Source organism: Pandoraea sp. NPDC090278, assembly GCF_044772185.1.
GTDB lineage: Bacteria > Pseudomonadota > Gammaproteobacteria > Burkholderiales > Burkholderiaceae > Pandoraea.
Genome location: NZ_JBIVYJ010000004.1, coordinates 557,400 through 572,648 on the forward strand (window position 1 = coordinate 557,400; position 15,249 = coordinate 572,648).

Here is a 15,249-nt window from a genome sequence, read left to right on the forward strand (position 1 = left end):
CTTGTTTCGTCCGAAAGCCTGCCGGTATGGCGTGCGGTTCTCGGTCGAACGCTTCCGACGCCCCTGACTCGCGACTGCATGACCGAACGCAGAATGCCCGCCACCGCGCCTGACGACGCTACCGCCGACCTCGTGGATATTGCCGACGCGGCAAGCGCGCAGGCTGACGCTGACGCCCGTCCCGCCGCGAAAGCAACGAAAGCGGCGAAGCGCGGCACCAAGGCCGCCGCCAAACGTGTGACCAGTGGCGCGACCAGCGACGCAAGCCCAGACGCCACCGACCCCAAGGCGGCAAAGGCCACCAAGGCCAGCAAGTCCGCCAAATCCGCGAAAGACGCCAAGCCCGCCGCCAAGAAAGCGGCTGGCAGCGCTGACAAGCTCGCCAAGCTGGGCCTCAAGCGCGACATCGATCTGATCCTGCATCTCCCGATGCGTTACGAGGACGAAACCACGCTGCGCAAGATCGGCGAAGTGCTGCCGAGCGAGCTGGCGCAGGTCGAAGGCGTGGTGACGGCGAGCGACGTCGCCTATCGTCCCCGACGTCAGTGGGTGGTACGCATTGCGGACGAAGGGCACGAGTTGGTGCTGCGTTTTCTGAATTTCTACGGCAGTCAGCAAAAACAGCTCGCCATCGGCACGCGGGTGCGCGTGCGTGGCGAAGTGCGCGGCGGGTTCTTCGGTCTGGAGATGGTCCATCCCGCATACCGCGTGGTGCAAGACGCCGCCGCGCCGCTGCCCGAATCGCTGACGCCGGTCTATCCGAGCGCCGCCGGGCTGTCGCAGGCCTACCTACGCAAAGCGATCCACAACGCGATGGATCGCACGCCGCTGCCCGAACTGCTGCCGCCCGGCTTGCTTCAAGACGCCATCGGCCCGGACCATCCGCTGCCCGCACTGGCCGACGCTGTGCACTTGCTGCACGCGCCGCCGCCGAACGTGTCGGAGACGGCGCTCATGGAGCGTTCGCATCCTGCGTGGTTACGCATCAAGTGCGAGGAGTTGCTCGCACAGCAACTCTCGCTCAAACGGGCGCAGGCGGCACGTCGCCGTTTGCGTGCCCCGTCGCTGGGTGAGCACATAAAAGGCGGTTTGCTCGAACGTTTCGAAGCCGCGTTGCCGTTCAAACTGACGGGCGCGCAGCAGCGTGTCTGGGCGGAGATCCGCGCCGATCTGGCCGAAGCGCATCCGATGCAGCGTCTGCTGCAAGGCGACGTTGGCAGCGGCAAGACGATCATCGCCGCACTCGCCGCCGCACAGGCCATCGACGCCGGTTTTCAGGCGGCGATCATGGCGCCGACCGAAATCCTCGCCGAGCAGCATCTGCGCAAGCTCTCGGCGTGGCTCACGCCGCTGGGCGTGGAAGTCGCGTGGCTCGCGGGCAGCATGAAGACGAAGGAAAAGCGCGAAGCACTGGCACGCGTGGCCAGCGGCGAAGCGCAGCTCGTCATCGGCACGCACGCCATCATCCAGGACACGGTCACGTTCGCGCGACTCGGCATGGCGGTCGTCGACGAACAGCACCGTTTCGGCGTGGCGCAACGGCTTGCGCTGCGCAGCAAGATGCAGACGGCGGGCATGGGCCCGAACGCCATGCCGCACCAGTTGATGATGAGCGCCACGCCGATTCCGCGCACGCTCGCCATGACGTACTACGCGGATCTCGACGTCTCCGTCATCGACGAACTGCCGCCCGGACGTAGCCCCGTCGTAACGAAGCTCATCAGCGACACGCGTCGCCCGGAAGTGATCGACCGGGTGCGCGCGGCGGCGTTGGCCGGGCGTCAGGTGTACTGGGTCTGTCCGCTGATCGAGGAGAGCGAGGCACTGCAATTGCAGACCGCTGTCGATACGCACGCGCAGCTCATGGCGGCGTTGCCGGAGTTGCGGGTGGGGTTGGTGCATGGACGTCTGTCACCCGCCGAGAAGGCCGCCGTGATGGAGGACTTCACGCGCGGCGACACGCATTTGCTGGTGGCGACGACCGTCATCGAAGTGGGTGTGGATGTCCCCAACGCGTCACTGATGGTGATCGAACACGCCGAGCGCTTCGGTCTCGCTCAATTGCACCAGTTGCGTGGACGCGTCGGTCGCGGCTCCGCCGAATCGGTCTGTTTGCTGATGTACGCCTCGCCGCTGTCGATGGGCGCAAAGGCCCGTTTGCAGACGATGCGCGAAACCACCGACGGCTTCATCATCGCCCGGCGCGATCTGGAAATCCGCGGCCCGGGCGAGTTTCTCGGCGCACGTCAGTCGGGCGCGGCCATGTTGCGCTTCGTCGATCTCAATGAAGACGCCTGGATGATCCCGGGCGCACAGGAAGCTGCCGATGCGCTGCTGAAGTCGCATCCGGGCGCGGTCGCCGCACATCTGGAGCGATGGCTCGGCGCGCGTGAAGACTATCTGAAAGCCTGACAGCCACTGGGCGTGGCAGCCACCGCGTGGGACGTTGACGGGAAGAACGTCACCTGCCAGCGGTCGAAAACGGGCAATTGCCGCCCGATTGTGCTATAAAAAACAAAATCTATCGATTTCATCGGTTCGATTAATTTACACAGGTTAGGACGACATGACCCTCACGGAACTCAAGTACATCGTGGCGGTGGCACGTGAACGCCATTTCGGTCGCGCGGCGGAAGCCTGTTTCGTCAGCCAGCCGACGCTCTCGGTGGCCATCAAGAAGCTCGAAGACGAGCTGAACGTACAGATTTTCGAGCGCGGCGCGGCGGAAGTCAGCGTGACGCCGCTCGGCGAGCAGATCGTGGCGCAGGCACAGCGCGTGCTCGAACAAACCATCGCCATCAAGGAAATCGCCAAGCAGGGACGCGACCCGCTCGCTGGCCCGCTGCGTCTTGGGGTGATCTACACGATCGGACCGTATCTGCTGCCGGCGCTCGTCAAGCAAATGATCGAGACCACGCCGCAGATGCCGCTGATGCTGCAAGAGAACTACACGCTCAAGCTCATCGAGTTGCTCAAGCAAGGCGAAATCGACGCTGCCATCATGGCGCTGCCGTTCCCGGAGAGCGGCCTGATGGTGCGCCCGCTCTATGACGAACCGTTCGTCGTGGCGCTGCCGCGCTCGCACCCGTGGGCGGGCCGCGACCATATCGATGCGGGCGACCTCAAGCAAGAGACGATGTTGCTGCTCGGTAGCGGCCATTGCTTCCGCGATCACGTGCTGGGCGTGTGCCCGGAACTGATGCGTTTCTCGCAGAACGCCGACGGCATTCAGAAGACGTTCGAAGGCTCGTCGCTCGAAACGATTCGCCATATGGTGGCGAGCGGCGTGGGCATCACGGTGCTGCCGAAGACGTCCGTGCCCGAGAAGCAGGCGCCGGACAGTCTGCTGAGCTATGTGCCGTTCTCGGCACCGGTGCCCGACCGTCGCGTTGTGCTCGCGTGGCGCAAGAGCTTCACGCGCCTGCCTGCCATCGAAGCGGTGGCGCAGGCGATCGCCAAGTGCGATCTGCCGGGCATCATCCCGCTCGATCTGCCCGCGACGTCCAACTAACGTCTAGCGGCTCGCACCCAGGACCGGACGCTTCCGGCCGGTCCTCATCTCCCGCTGTAAAGCCCTCCGCCGCTGCCTTGTGCCGCGGCGTATTGCTTTTGCCTATGACATATATAAAAACGATTAATTCGACCATTTTAATATAAATAATTAATCTAAACCCACGCGCTTGAAACCGGGCCACACAGAGAAGTCCGAGCCGTCAGGCGCGAATCCCTACCGCAGAAAGACGCATTCGAGGTGCCCGCAATGACCCAACTCAAGGCCTATTTGCACGACATCGAAACCACGCTGGAACACGTACTTGCCGACTTCGCCCTGATGGGCGCCTAAGCCGCTCAAGTTACGCAAGTCGCAAGTCATCGACCGATCAGGAACCAGGAAACAGGAGAGCGTCACATGTCCGACAAGATGAAACTCACGACCGCCGCAGGCGCGCCGGTCACCGACAACCAGAACACGCAAACGGCTGGCCCGCGCGGCCCGGCATTGTTGCAAGACGTCTGGCTGATCGAAAAGCTCGCTCACTTCGACCGCGAAGTGATTCCGGAGCGTCGCGTGCACGCGAAAGGCTCGGGCGCGTTCGGCAAGCTGACCATCACGCATGACATCACGAAGTACACCCGTGCCCGCGTGTTCGAATCCGTCGGCAAGGAAACGCCGGTGTTCCTGCGTTTCTCGACGGTGGCAGGCGAGCGCGGCGCGGCCGATGCCGAGCGCGATGTGCGCGGCTTCTCGCTGAAGTTCTATACCGACGAAGGCAACTGGGATCTCGTGGGCAACAACACGCCCGTGTTCTTCATTCGCGACGCGCTCAAGTTCCCCGACTTCATCCACACGCAAAAACGCGATCCGAAGACCAATATGCGCAGCCCCACGGCCGCCTGGGATTTTTGGTCACGCTCGCCGGAGTCGCTGCATCAGGTCACCATTCTCATGAGCGATCGCGGCATTCCGAAGAACTATCGTCAGCAGCACGGCTTCGGCTCGCACACGTTTAGCTTCATCAACGCGGCGAACGAACGGTTCTGGGTGAAGTTCCACTTCAAGTCGATGCAGGGTGTGGAGAATCTGACGAACGCCGAAGCGGCGCAGGTCGTGGCAGACGATCGCGAAAGCCATCAGCGCGATCTGTTCGACGCCATCGAAGCTGGCAACTTCCCGCGCTGGCGCATGCAGGTGCAGGTGATGCCGGAGGCAGACGCCGCCACGTATCGCTATAACCCGTTCGACATCACGAAGGTGTGGCCGCATGCGGATTACCCGCTGATCGACGTCGGCGTGCTGGAGTTGAACCGGAATCCGGAGAACTACTTTGCGGATGTCGAGCAGGCCGCGTTCAATCCGGGCAATGTGGTGCCGGGCATCAGCTTCTCGCCCGACCGCTTGTTGCAGGGACGTCTGTTCTCGTACGGCGATACGCAGCGTTATCGCCTCGGGGTGAACCACAGTGCGATTCCCGTGAACGCGCCGAAGTGCCCGTTCCATCACAGCTTCCATCGCGACGGTGCGATGCGCGTGGACGGCAATCTGGGCAGCACGCCGAACTACGAGCCGAATCGTTACGGTGCGTTTGCCGAGCAGCCCGAGTATCGCGATCCGCAGCAAGCTGTGGGTGCCGTGGCCGATCGTTTCGATCATCGTGAAGACGACGATTACTACTCGCAGCCGCGTGCGCTGTTCCGCTTGTTCGACGATGCGCAGAAGGGCCGTCTGTTCGGCAACATTGCTGCATCGATGCAAGGGGTGCCGGACGACGTCGCCGAGCGTCAGATCGCGCACTTCGACAAGATCGATCCGGCGTATGCACAAGGCGTGATCGCTGCACGCAAGGCATTGGCGAAGTAAGGCGTCACTGTTGACGGTTCCGGCAGCGTGTCTGCCGGAGCTTCACTCGGCGCAGTAAGGTTGCAGGAAGGGCAGAGCGTCTGTGCGCGCCGGTGTTTTCAGGCCGCAGGCCAGAAGGCGCGGATAGCCGCGATGCCGTAAGCGCCCGCATTGCGGGCGGTACCTAGCATCTCGGCGCGCATGCCGCCGAGCGCGAAGACGGGCAGTGTAGTTTGCGCGGCGAGTGTCGTGAAAGCTGGCCAGCCGAGTGGCGTCGCGTCCGGGTGCGTGGCGGTTGCGAGCACCGGTGACAGCGTCACGAAGTCCAGCCCCAGATGCGAAGCTTGCGCCAGTTGTGCGGCGTTGTGACAGGCGGCGCTCATCAGTTTCCAGCCTGCCGGACGCATCTCGCAGGCCATGAGGCGTTCGCTCGTGAGGTGCCAGCCGTCCGCTTGCGGCACCGTCCCGGCGTGCATGCCCTGGGGGGCGTCGAGCCAACGGTCGGCCACATCGTGCGGCGGATTCAGAATGAGTTGCGCCCCGGCTGCGTGAGTGAGCGCCAACGCGCTTTCCGCCAGCGCTCGGTAGCCGTCGGCATCGAGCGAACGGTTGCGCAGTTGGACGAGGCGCGTGCCTCGCGCGAGCGCCTGTGCCAGTTGCGAGGCGAAGGCGGCGATCTGCGAGCGCGACGCGACATCGGGCGTCACCAGAAGCTGGCGGGGCAGAAGCGGCTGGGCGGGAGGCGCGGCGTCTTGAGCGACGGCGTTTGCGTGCGACGTTCCGGTGAGACGTATGGGCATCGACGGGAGGTTGGCAGCAGGAGCGCTGGCTTATTCGGATAGGGCGCAGTGTAACCGGAATGACGTGACGAACGTCCTGAGGAAAATACGGAGATCGATGGCGGTCGCCGTCGAGTGTTTTTATTCAGCGCGTCTTCTGGCGTTCTCGGAAGACGGCACAGCAAACGGAGTCAAATCATGGCAAAGAAAAACAATGCACCCCAGGTAGCGAGCGTGAACATCGGTATCAGCGACAAGGATCGCAAGCGCATCGTCGAGGGATTGAGCCATCTGCTGGCAGACACTTACACGTTGTATCTAAAGACGCACAACTTCCACTGGAACGTGACGGGTCCGATGTTCAACACGCTGCATCTGATGTTCGAGGGGCAGTACAACGAACTCGCGATGGCGGTGGATCAGATCGCCGAGCGTATCCGTGCGCTCGGTTACCCGGCACCGGGCACGTACAAGGAATTTGCGAAGCTCTCGTCGATTCCCGAGGCGGAAGGCGTGCCTGCGGCCGAAGAGATGATTCGTCAGCTGGTCGAAGGGCAGGAAGCGGTGACGCGCACCGCGCGTGGCATCTTCCCGATCGTCGACGCGGCCTCGGACGAGCCGACCGCAGACCTGCTCACGCAGCGCATGCAACTGCACGAAAAGAACGCATGGATGCTGCGTAGCTTGCTGGCTTGAGGTGCATCGCGCGATGCCAACACGGCGTAACTAATTGATGACGGATGACGCCCACGCGCTTGCGTGGGCTTTTATTGTGTCAACCCGATGGCGATCGCTCGCGACATGCGACGTGTCATAGAGAAAGGGTGCACTCTGTTGTGCAGTCCAGTACACTGGCCGGATGCCCTTCGATTGGCTCGCCCGAAACCTCCTCGTCAGTCTCTTCTTGCCGCCCGCCAACGTGCTGGTGCTCGCAGGGCTCGGAGTCATCTGCTGGCGGCGCTTTCCGAAAGTGGGTAAGACGCTGGCTATCGTCGCGGCGCTTGCACTCTGGTTGCAGGCGACACCGTGGTTCAGCAACCGGTTGGTGCACTCGCTCGACATCGCTCCCACGCTCGATATCAAGTCCGTCGAGGTGGCACATCAGGCACAGGCGTCAGCGCCGCCCGATCCGTCCAATCCTGCGGGCAATGCGTCGACGCTTCCCCAGGCGGTCGTCATTCTGGGCGGTGGCATCAGCCTCGGCGCGACAGAGTATGGCCGACGCGACGGCGCCGATCTGCCGCAGGGCGCCTTCGCTCGCGTGCGCTATGGCGCATTCCTGGCGCGTCATGCGCAGTTGCCGGTACTCGTCTCCGGAGGTGCGCCTTCCGGATACTCGGTATCCGAAGGGCAACTGATGGCGAGCATATTGCAGGGCGAGTTTGGCGTGCCGGTACGCTGGATCGAAGGACAATCACTGAACACGGCGCAAAACGCCCTTTTCAGCGCACGCATGCTGACTAACGTCGGCGTGACGCGCGTCTATCTGGTCACGGACGCCTGGCATATGCGCCGCGCGCGCGACCAGTTCGTACTTGCCGGTCTCACGGTGGTACCCGCACCGTGCTGCAACGGCAATGCGCAGGACCCTGACGCTGCGCCCGGCTGGTGGCCAACGCTCGACAGCTTGCGCACCACGCGCGTGTCGCTGCGAGAGTGGATGGCGCTGAGCGTGGGACATTGAGCGGTCGTCGCTGGCGGAAACAAAAAAGACGATGATGATTCGGAGCTTTGCCGTCGTGCGGGCTCCATGATTTGCCAACCCTAAAACGAGAGAGACGTATGAAGACGAAAGCTGTCCTGACCGTTGAAGACGTGCAGAAGATCAACGCGGCCGCTGTGGCCGAAGCCACTTCGAACGGCTGGAACGTGTGCATTACGATCGTCGACGATGGTGGTCATGCCCTGTCGCTGTATCGCATGGACGGTGCTGCCCCCAGCACGGCCATGATGTCGCTGGGCAAAGCACAGACCTCGGCGGTCGGCCGTCGTGAAAGCGGTGCATTCGAAGAGATGATCAACGGCGGCCGCTTCGCATTCCTGAGTGCACCGAACACGGCCATGCTCGAAGGCGGCGTGCCTATCGTTGTCGACGGCAACGTGATCGGTGCCGTGGGTGTGTCGGGTGTGAAGTCGAACCAGGACGCGCAGATCGCCCGCGCAGGCATCGCAGCCGTCACCGGCGCGTAATTTGTCTGCGTAGCATCGTGCGCCACCATGCGCAGGCGCGGCGTCTGACACCGTGACAGCGCAGGAAGCAAAAAAGCATCGCCAATGAAAGTTGGCGATGCTTTTTTTGTACGTGAAACCCTGCGCTACAAAAAGAAAAACCCGCTCTCGCGAACGGGTTAAAGGCTTGTCAGGCCGTATGACAAACCTGAGGCTTGGCAGGTTAGTCACGAGGAGAACATCAATGAAACCCGAGTGGATGGACAAAAAAAGCGGCTTGGCTGGCGCGCAACGCAGGTAGAGAGGGGCTTGCCGTAACTACATGGGATCGCGTTGCGTTCGCTGGCTACTGCCAAACACCTCTTAGGCGAGGTGGTCCCCACAAAACTCGGTGAAGGTGGCGGCAAGGTCGTGGTCTCGCCGCCGCCAAAATTCGTTAAAAAAGCCTGACTGCTTAACGTCTACTGCTTTGAACTCAATCGCTTACTTCGTCAGGATCAGCTTGCCGTAACGCGTAGCGCGTAGTTGGTAAGTCTGGCCGTTGTGCAGAATGTTCACGCATTGCGTGCCCTGCAGCAGGTGATCGCTCGTCAGCACGCGACCGTTGGTTTGGCTGGTGGCCGGCTTTTCTGCTACCGGACTGGCCACTTGCGTGCGCGACACCGACAAGGTGCGGCGCGGTGCCGTGGCGGGCGTGGTCTGGCGGGCAGTGGTGTGGCTTGCGGTCATCTCGCTCATCCGTGTGGCTGACTGTGAGAAGAATCTTAAATGAGAATCATTCCCATTTATATTTGAATTTGGCTATTGTTTTTATTGATTTGGTAGATTTTGTCTAAATTGCGTTTGCTGGACGATGAGATGCACCCTCCAGCAAACCCGGCAGCCAAATCGACGGCAGCCCCGGCCACAAAGGCCGGACGGCCGATCAGCCTAACGCGCCTTGCTCGGCAAGCTCGCGAATTCGACGGATGGTGTCGATGTCCGCTTCGCGATAGGCCGATTTCACAAACTCGCTGTAGCGCGTGTCGGCGGTCACGGCGTCTTCTTGCAGCGTCGTGCTGTACGTGAATCGTACGAAAAGATGCGTCGGATTCGGCTCTTCGATACGCATCGTAAGGTTACCGCCCGCGTGCGCGTCGGTCGCTGCCGTCTCGTAGCGTACCGATTGCATGGACTCGAAGACGACCCGGTCCAGCACAACGGTCTCGCCGAAGTGCAGTTCGCGGCTCAACGTGTCTTCGGTGCGTTCAAGCATCGTGCACTCGTCGAGTCCCAGCACGAATGCCTCCGGCTGTTCGGCACGCAGCACGAGGCCGCGCCACAGTTGATCGCGCGAGAGCGCCAGGGTCAGCGGGTTCAGGAGGTCGTTGACCTCGATCAGGTGTTCGTACTGCAAGACTATTTCCCCTTCTGTCGATGAGGGCTGGCGCTTACCGGACATGCGAATGCAGCGCCAGCCTCGTGCCGGATATTACTCAACCAACGAACTGTCGATGGCGATGGTGCCGGACAACACCTTGTGAATTGGGCATGCATTGGCAATTTCCAAGAGGCGTTGACGCTGTTCCTCCGACAAATCGCCCGCCAATTCGATTTTGCGTGTGATTTGCGTGGTGCCAGCGGGCGGTTTGCCATCCGGATTCATTGCAAGCGTCACTTTCACGTCCTTGAGCGGCCACTCCTTGCGGCGTGCATACATGTGCAGCGTGATCGATGTGCAGGCCCCCAGGCTCGAGAGCAGCAGCGCGGCGGGTGCCGGACCGAGGTTGCCGCCGCCCAGCGATTCGGGTTCGTCGGCAAGCCATTCGTGTTTGCCGTCCGACAGTTGGGTGGTGTATCCGGCGGCGCCCAAGTGGGCGGTGACAATCGCTTCTGCGGCCATGGCAGCTCCTGGAGGTCTGGATGGGTCCTGATTCACTTCGATGAAAACGGCCCGTCGCGATGATCCGCAGATCCGGGGATCGGCGGCATCAAAAGCATCGGGTCACAAAACACTCAACGCTTGATGCGTACCCTGAGTGTCATTGTGACCCAATTTCGCCGGACCGTCGGCGTATGACGACGCGTCACCTACCCACTCACGATGAGAACGTCGCTTCGTGAGCGGACAGGTGCGCGTTGCGCTGACGTTTTCCTGTCAGGTGCGCGACACGGACGCCGGAATGTGCCCCATACGTCCCGCCTGAAAGTCGAGAATCGCCTGACGAATCTCGCCTTCCGTGTTCATGACGAACGGGCCGTAGCGCGCCACTGGCTCGCCCAGCGGCTTGCCGCCGATCAGCAGGAACGACAGCGGCTTGTCGCCATCGTTGCGCACGGTCACGCCTTCGCCGTCCGTGCCGAACACGACCATCTGATGCGCTTTGGCTGCCGTCGACTCCGCACCGAAATGCCCTTCGCCATCGATGACGTACGCAAACACGTTGAAATCCGACGGCACGGGATGATCGAGCAGCGCCTGCGGTTGCAGCGTGAAGTGCTGATACAGAATCGGCGTACGCGTTTCGATGGCGGCGCGTGTGCCCAGCGCCTCGCCAGCGATGACGCGCACGGAGACCTTGCCGTCGTCGCTCGTCGCCGTGGGAATACCGGCGGCGGGCAGCTCCTGATAGCGCGGCGTCATCATCTTGTCGGTGCTCGGCAGATTCACCCACAGTTGGAAGCCGTGCATCTCGCCGCCGCGTTGCTGGAACGCATGCGACGGCTCTTCCGAGTGAATCACTCCGGCACCGGCCGTCATCCACTGCACGTCGCCCGGCGTGAGCTTGCCTGCGTGACCGTGCGAGTCACGGTGCTCCATCTCGCCAGCGAGCAGGTAGGTGACGGTTTCGAAGCCGCGATGCGGATGATCGGGGGCGCCCTTGGCGTCGCCGGGGGCCACTTGCATCGGGCCCATTTCGTCGAGCAGCAGGAACGGATCGAAGTCCATCATCATGCGCGTCGGGAACGGGCGGTTGACGTGAAAACCAGCGCCTTCCTGCGTTTGCGCTGCGGTAAAGACACGGGCAACCGGGCGGGTGTAGGGGGTGCTCATGGGGGGAGTTCTCCTGTTAGGGACGGGCGAGGGAAGCGTGACTGAGCGCCGCTTCGGGTGTCGCCGACATCCGTTGTCATGTCCCAACTATATGCGGACGTATGGCACCGGGAGTAGCCCGTAAGGCAGGAAGGATTGTTACCCGATTGGAACAATGCGCGGGAAGTCCACGGAATCCCAATCGATTTCGAACCGTGCAGACGAAAAAAAGCGCGGTGACTGGCACCGCGCTTTTCACTTCTGCGATTCGTGGATTTACCGACTTACTTCACGACTTACTTCGCCGGTTCGGTCACGAAACCGAGTTTGGTCACGCCGGCCGTTTGTGCTTCGGAAAGCACCTTGGCGACGCTTTCGTAACGCACGCTCTTGTCGGCGAACAAGTGCAGTTCCGGTTGCGGCTGCGCTTCGGCGGCCTGCGCCAGACGCGCCTTGAGCGTGTCGTCGTCGATCTGCTGCTTGTCCCAGAAGACACTGCCGTCTGCCTGGATCGACAGGTCGACCTTGGCAGGCTTGGTGTCTTCCGGCTGGCTGCTCGCCTGCGGCAGGTCGAGCTTGACCGCGTGATTGAGCACCGGCAGCGTCACGATGAAAATGATCAGCAGCACCAGCATGACGTCGACGAGCGGCGTCATGTTGATTTCGCTCATCATCGCGTCATCGGCACCGTCGTCGCTGCTGTATGAACCCATAGCCATAGCGAACTCCTTGTCTTGCGCGGCGGCTTAGCTGGCGCTGGCCGACGTCGACTTGCGCACCGGCGTGACGTTGCTGGTGAACTGCGTCGAGTGCACGCTGGCGCCCGTCAGGAAGTAACCGTGCAGGCTGTGCGCAAAGCGGTTGAGCTTCGAGACGATACCCTTGTTGGCACGCGTCAGGGCGTTGAAGCCGAGCACGGCCGGAATGGCGACGAACAGACCGAAGGCCGTCATGATCAGGGCTTCACCCACGGGACCGGCCACCTTATCGATGGTCGTCTGACCCGATGCGCCGATGGCCAGCAGGGCGTGATAGATGCCCCAAACCGTGCCGAACAGACCGACGAACGGCGAGGTCGAACCGATCGAGGCCAGCATGGCCAGACCGCTTTGCAGACGCGAGACCGTATCGTCCACCGAGTTCTTCAGTGCACGCGTGATCCAGTCGCTCACGTCCATCTTGTCGTGCAGATGCGGCTGGCTTTGACGGTGATGTTCGGCGGCGTCCTGACCGGCGAGCGCCAGCGCGAGGAACGGGTTGTTCTGACCCGATTCGCCCAGCTTTTGCAGACCGGCGGAGAAATTCTCCGAGTGCCAGAAGTCCGGCTCAGCGGTGCGCGTGAGGCGGCTCAGGCGGAAGACTTGCGTGCCCTTGATGATGATGACCGTCCAGGACAGCACCGACATCACCAGCAACACGATCGCGATGGCGCGGGTGACGAAATCGCCCTGCGACCAGACGTGGCTCAAACCATACTCTTGCATTTTGCGTTCCTCGGAAAATCCAATTCGTTAGTCGTTCAGATTGAAATTAAACGGTTTGGTCGCAGCGGCTTCCACCGCGCGGCCGTTTTGCATCGGGGGCGCACAACGCATCGCCAGTGCGGCGGTGCGGGCGGCCTGATCGAGACGGGGGAAGCCGCTCGACTTGACGACATTGGCGCTCGAGACTACCCCACGGGTGTCGATCACGAGACGCAACGTGACGGTGCCTTCTTCGCCGACGCGACGCGATTGCGTCGGGTAGGCCACGCGGGGCTCGTCGCACTTCACGGCGAGACCTTCGATCGGGCCGGACGGCGCGGGCGCAGGCGTCGGTGCGGGCGGTGCTGGCGGCGTGGGCGCTGCGTTCTGCACCGGCTCGACCTGCGCTTGCTGAGGCGGGGCGACCGGTTCGGCCTTTTGCGTGATGGCGTTCTTGGGCTGCTCGCGCGGCTTGGGCGGCGGCGGCGCGACCTTCGGCTTGGGCGGTTCCGGCTGCGGTTTAGGCGGCGCGGGTTGCGGCGGCGTCGGGGCGGGCGTGAGCGGAATGATCGTGGCGGTAAACGTCGTCGGCTCGATCGTCGCTTGCTCAGGCTCGTTGCGCAGGTGCGACAGCCCGATCAGAGCGGCAATGTGGAAGACGACGATCGCGGCAGCAATCGCGAGCGTTCGCGGCGATTGCAGCGGATCTCGGAATTGCGTGGACGCAAGGCCGGATGAGGTCACGGCGGGGGGCACGGCGGTCGACATGATAACGGCTAGGGTACGCTAAATTGCGGCGATGAACGGTGAGTGAAGCGCGGTGTGCGAAGCCTCGGGTTCGGGAATGGCCGGACGTACGATCAAAGGAAAACCGCGCCTAGGGGCGCGGTCGGCGAACGCAGTGAGTTGGAAACCGTGCTGCAACTCACCTTCGAAACAGGAAAAACGATAAACATAGCGTCGAAACAAAGCCAATCAGGAGTTCCATCTGACACCTCCAGGGTGACAAGTCGCTGGCTGGCGCATGACGCCTCAAGACGCCTGGCTGGCTCCGTTGCCCCGTGACCTCAGTCGATGCCGGTCACGCAGGCGGATTCCGTGGGTTCGAAGACCCGTGCACGGCGCTTAAGCGGCCAGTGCGAGTTCCTGACGCACCATCACGACTTCGACTTGCGTCGTCTCGACATGCGCAGACTGGCAGCAGCCACCGCACGAGCGACCACAGCACGGCGTGGCACCGGTCACCATCTCCTGGACATACGGACCGCACTTGCCGCAGCACAATGCAACGCCAAGGTCGATCTGAAGATCTTCCATGGTGGTGGCACCGGCGTCGAGGCAAGCCTTGATCTGACGGTCGGAAACGGATTTACAGACGCAGACGATCATGATGAAAACGTCAAAATGTAACACTAATGAGAATAATTATTATTTAAGTTGGCACCTTTTGCAAGCGCCGTGGGCCTATTCCATATACCCCTCATGGATATACGGACAGGATGTCAAGCAGGAATGATGGGAAGGTTTTACGGCAAAGCCACACCGGCTGCGGCTTGCGGCGCGGTTTCGGCGATCTCGACAGTGGCTACGCGGGGTGCGGCGGGGGGACTGGAAACAGCGCCGGGTGTGGCGGATATGCCCGCTACGCCGGTTGCAGCAGTCGAACCGGTGACGTCAGGCGCTTCGGGCATCAGCCGATCCGCCATGGTTTGCAGTGCTGCGGCGTTCGCGGTGGTGAACAACTGGATGCTGCCGCTGGCAACTGCGCTTCCTGATATTTCGGGCGCGGCCAGATCGGCCTCTTCAAGGCGGCGCTGAAGCTGACGGGCGATGGCTGCGCCCGTATCGATCAACGTCAGCGCGGTGCCGAAATGTCGTTGGATGGCGGGAATCAGGAAGGGGTAATGCGTACAGCCGAGCACGAGCGTATCGGCGCCTTCGGCAATCATGGGCGCAATGTACTTGTCGAGCAGCGCCATCACAGCGGGCGAATCGACATCCCCGGCTTCGATGCGTTCGACCAGTCCATGCCCGGGCTGACACAGGAAGCGCTGTCCTTGTGCGGTATGACGTGCGAGCAAATCCGCGAAGCGGGCGCTGCGCAGCGTGGCTGCGGTGGCCAGCACGCCGATCACACCGCTGCGCGACGTAGCGGCAGCAGGCTTGATCCCGGGTTCGACACCGACGACCGGCCAGGCGTCATCGGCCCGCAGCGCGGCTACTCCATGCGCCGTCGCCGTATTGCAGGCCACGACGAATGCCTTGGCACCATGCTCGCGCAGCCATCGGCCGATGGCGAGACTGCGTTGCTGGATGAAGGCGTCCGGGCGTTCCCCGTACGGTGCGTAGCGGGAGTCGGCGACATAGATGAGCGACTCGTGCGGAAGCAGAGCGCGAACGGCCTGAAGGACCGAGAGGCCACCGAGGCCGGAATCGAAGACGCCAATCGGCGCGTTGGAGGGCATGGCAAATGAAAAAGGGCCGACA

At 62.4% G+C, this 15,249-nt stretch carries 16 protein-coding genes; 6 read left to right on the plus strand and 10 right to left on the minus strand.

Annotation, left to right across the window (positions count from 1 at the left end):
* Positions 1-78: 78 nt before the first annotated feature.
* The 3 genes from recG (at position 79) to ACIQWO_RS17630 (ending at position 5,359) form a co-directional block, all read left to right on the plus strand.
* Positions 79-2,412, plus strand: a complete 2,334-nt coding sequence (gene recG / locus ACIQWO_RS17620) for an ATP-dependent DNA helicase RecG (RefSeq protein WP_402826667.1) — start codon at positions 79-81, stop codon at positions 2,410-2,412.
* Positions 2,413-2,566: 154 nt separating this feature from the next.
* Entirely contained in the window at positions 2,567-3,511 is a 945-nt protein-coding gene (locus ACIQWO_RS17625; protein WP_402826671.1) for a LysR substrate-binding domain-containing protein, read from the plus strand.
* A 399-nt stretch (positions 3,512-3,910) separates the two neighbouring features.
* Positions 3,911-5,359, plus strand: a complete 1,449-nt coding sequence (locus ACIQWO_RS17630) for a catalase (protein ID WP_402826674.1) — start codon at positions 3,911-3,913, stop codon at positions 5,357-5,359.
* 98 nt (positions 5,360-5,457) lie between these two features.
* Here ACIQWO_RS17630 and ACIQWO_RS17635 read toward each other — a convergent pair whose 3' ends face one another.
* Entirely contained in the window at positions 5,458-6,138 is a 681-nt protein-coding gene (locus tag ACIQWO_RS17635) for a thiamine phosphate synthase (protein ID WP_402826677.1), read from the minus strand.
* Positions 6,139-6,315: 177 nt separating this feature from the next.
* Here ACIQWO_RS17635 and ACIQWO_RS17640 point away from each other — a divergent pair, with 177 nt between their 5' ends.
* The 3 genes from ACIQWO_RS17640 (at position 6,316) to ACIQWO_RS17650 (ending at position 8,307) form a co-directional block, all read left to right on the plus strand.
* Positions 6,316-6,813, plus strand: a complete 498-nt coding sequence (locus ACIQWO_RS17640; RefSeq protein WP_402826680.1) for a Dps family protein — start codon at positions 6,316-6,318, stop codon at positions 6,811-6,813.
* Between the two features lie 163 nt (positions 6,814-6,976).
* On the plus strand, positions 6,977-7,801 hold the full coding sequence (locus ACIQWO_RS17645; RefSeq protein ID WP_402826683.1) for a YdcF family protein: 825 nt from the start codon (positions 6,977-6,979) through the stop codon (positions 7,799-7,801).
* Between the two features lie 98 nt (positions 7,802-7,899).
* A complete protein-coding gene (locus tag ACIQWO_RS17650; protein WP_039396331.1) occupies positions 7,900-8,307 on the plus strand; it encodes a heme-binding protein in 408 nt (135 codons plus the stop codon).
* Between the two features lie 462 nt (positions 8,308-8,769).
* Here ACIQWO_RS17650 and hemP read toward each other — a convergent pair whose 3' ends face one another.
* The 9 genes from hemP to murI all read right to left on the minus strand — a co-directional run bounded on the left by hemP (position 8,770) and on the right by murI (position 15,227).
* A complete protein-coding gene (gene hemP, locus ACIQWO_RS17655) occupies positions 8,770-9,024 on the minus strand; it encodes a hemin uptake protein HemP (RefSeq protein ID WP_402826686.1) in 255 nt (84 codons plus the stop codon).
* Between the two features lie 187 nt (positions 9,025-9,211).
* Positions 9,212-9,682: an SRPBCC family protein gene (locus ACIQWO_RS17660; RefSeq protein WP_402826689.1), complete on the minus strand. Its 471-nt coding sequence runs from the start codon at positions 9,680-9,682 to the stop codon at positions 9,212-9,214.
* 75 nt (positions 9,683-9,757) lie between these two features.
* Complete coding sequence (locus ACIQWO_RS17665; RefSeq protein ID WP_046290943.1) at positions 9,758-10,168, minus strand: OsmC family protein; 411 nt, start codon at positions 10,166-10,168, stop codon at positions 9,758-9,760.
* Between the two features lie 255 nt (positions 10,169-10,423).
* Entirely contained in the window at positions 10,424-11,320 is an 897-nt protein-coding gene (locus ACIQWO_RS17670; RefSeq protein ID WP_402826694.1) for a pirin family protein, read from the minus strand.
* Positions 11,321-11,595: 275 nt separating this feature from the next.
* The gene (locus ACIQWO_RS17675; RefSeq protein WP_039396348.1) at positions 11,596-12,018 is read right to left on the minus strand and encodes a biopolymer transporter ExbD; all 423 of its coding nucleotides are present in this window, start codon (positions 12,016-12,018) and stop codon (positions 11,596-11,598) included.
* Positions 12,019-12,045: 27 nt separating this feature from the next.
* Complete coding sequence (locus ACIQWO_RS17680; protein ID WP_046290946.1) at positions 12,046-12,783, minus strand: MotA/TolQ/ExbB proton channel family protein; 738 nt, start codon at positions 12,781-12,783, stop codon at positions 12,046-12,048.
* Positions 12,784-12,810: 27 nt separating this feature from the next.
* Positions 12,811-13,530, minus strand: coding sequence for an energy transducer TonB (locus ACIQWO_RS17685; RefSeq protein ID WP_402826700.1), 720 nt, complete (start codon positions 13,528-13,530; stop codon positions 12,811-12,813).
* 357 nt (positions 13,531-13,887) lie between these two features.
* On the minus strand, positions 13,888-14,151 hold the full coding sequence (locus ACIQWO_RS17690; RefSeq protein ID WP_150575713.1) for a bacterioferritin-associated ferredoxin: 264 nt from the start codon (positions 14,149-14,151) through the stop codon (positions 13,888-13,890).
* Between the two features lie 137 nt (positions 14,152-14,288).
* Entirely contained in the window at positions 14,289-15,227 is a 939-nt protein-coding gene (gene murI / locus ACIQWO_RS17695) for a glutamate racemase (protein ID WP_402826703.1), read from the minus strand.
* Positions 15,228-15,249: the final 22 nt, after the last annotated feature.

Excerpts from the sequence above, each read along its gene's own strand:
- recG (WP_402826667.1), top strand. The coding sequence starts at position 79 with ATGACCGAACGCAGAATGCCCGCCACCGCGCCTGACGACGCTACCGCC.
- ACIQWO_RS17625 (WP_402826671.1), top strand. The coding sequence starts at position 2,567 with ATGACCCTCACGGAACTCAAGTACATCGTGGCGGTGGCACGTGAACGC.
- ACIQWO_RS17630 (WP_402826674.1), top strand. The coding sequence starts at position 3,911 with ATGTCCGACAAGATGAAACTCACGACCGCCGCAGGCGCGCCGGTCACC.
- ACIQWO_RS17635 (WP_402826677.1), bottom strand. The coding sequence starts at position 6,138 with ATGCCCATACGTCTCACCGGAACGTCGCACGCAAACGCCGTCGCTCAA.
- ACIQWO_RS17640 (WP_402826680.1), top strand. The coding sequence starts at position 6,316 with ATGGCAAAGAAAAACAATGCACCCCAGGTAGCGAGCGTGAACATCGGT.
- ACIQWO_RS17645 (WP_402826683.1), top strand. The coding sequence starts at position 6,977 with ATGCCCTTCGATTGGCTCGCCCGAAACCTCCTCGTCAGTCTCTTCTTG.
- ACIQWO_RS17650 (WP_039396331.1), top strand. The coding sequence starts at position 7,900 with ATGAAGACGAAAGCTGTCCTGACCGTTGAAGACGTGCAGAAGATCAAC.
- hemP (WP_402826686.1), bottom strand. The coding sequence starts at position 9,024 with ATGAGCGAGATGACCGCAAGCCACACCACTGCCCGCCAGACCACGCCC.
- ACIQWO_RS17665 (WP_046290943.1), bottom strand. The coding sequence starts at position 10,168 with ATGGCCGCAGAAGCGATTGTCACCGCCCACTTGGGCGCCGCCGGATAC.
- ACIQWO_RS17670 (WP_402826694.1), bottom strand. The coding sequence starts at position 11,320 with ATGAGCACCCCCTACACCCGCCCGGTTGCCCGTGTCTTTACCGCAGCG.
- ACIQWO_RS17675 (WP_039396348.1), bottom strand. The coding sequence starts at position 12,018 with ATGGCTATGGGTTCATACAGCAGCGACGACGGTGCCGATGACGCGATG.
- ACIQWO_RS17680 (WP_046290946.1), bottom strand. The coding sequence starts at position 12,783 with ATGCAAGAGTATGGTTTGAGCCACGTCTGGTCGCAGGGCGATTTCGTC.
- ACIQWO_RS17685 (WP_402826700.1), bottom strand. The coding sequence starts at position 13,530 with ATGTCGACCGCCGTGCCCCCCGCCGTGACCTCATCCGGCCTTGCGTCC.
- ACIQWO_RS17690 (WP_150575713.1), bottom strand. The coding sequence starts at position 14,151 with ATGATCGTCTGCGTCTGTAAATCCGTTTCCGACCGTCAGATCAAGGCT.
- murI (WP_402826703.1), bottom strand. The coding sequence starts at position 15,227 with ATGCCCTCCAACGCGCCGATTGGCGTCTTCGATTCCGGCCTCGGTGGC.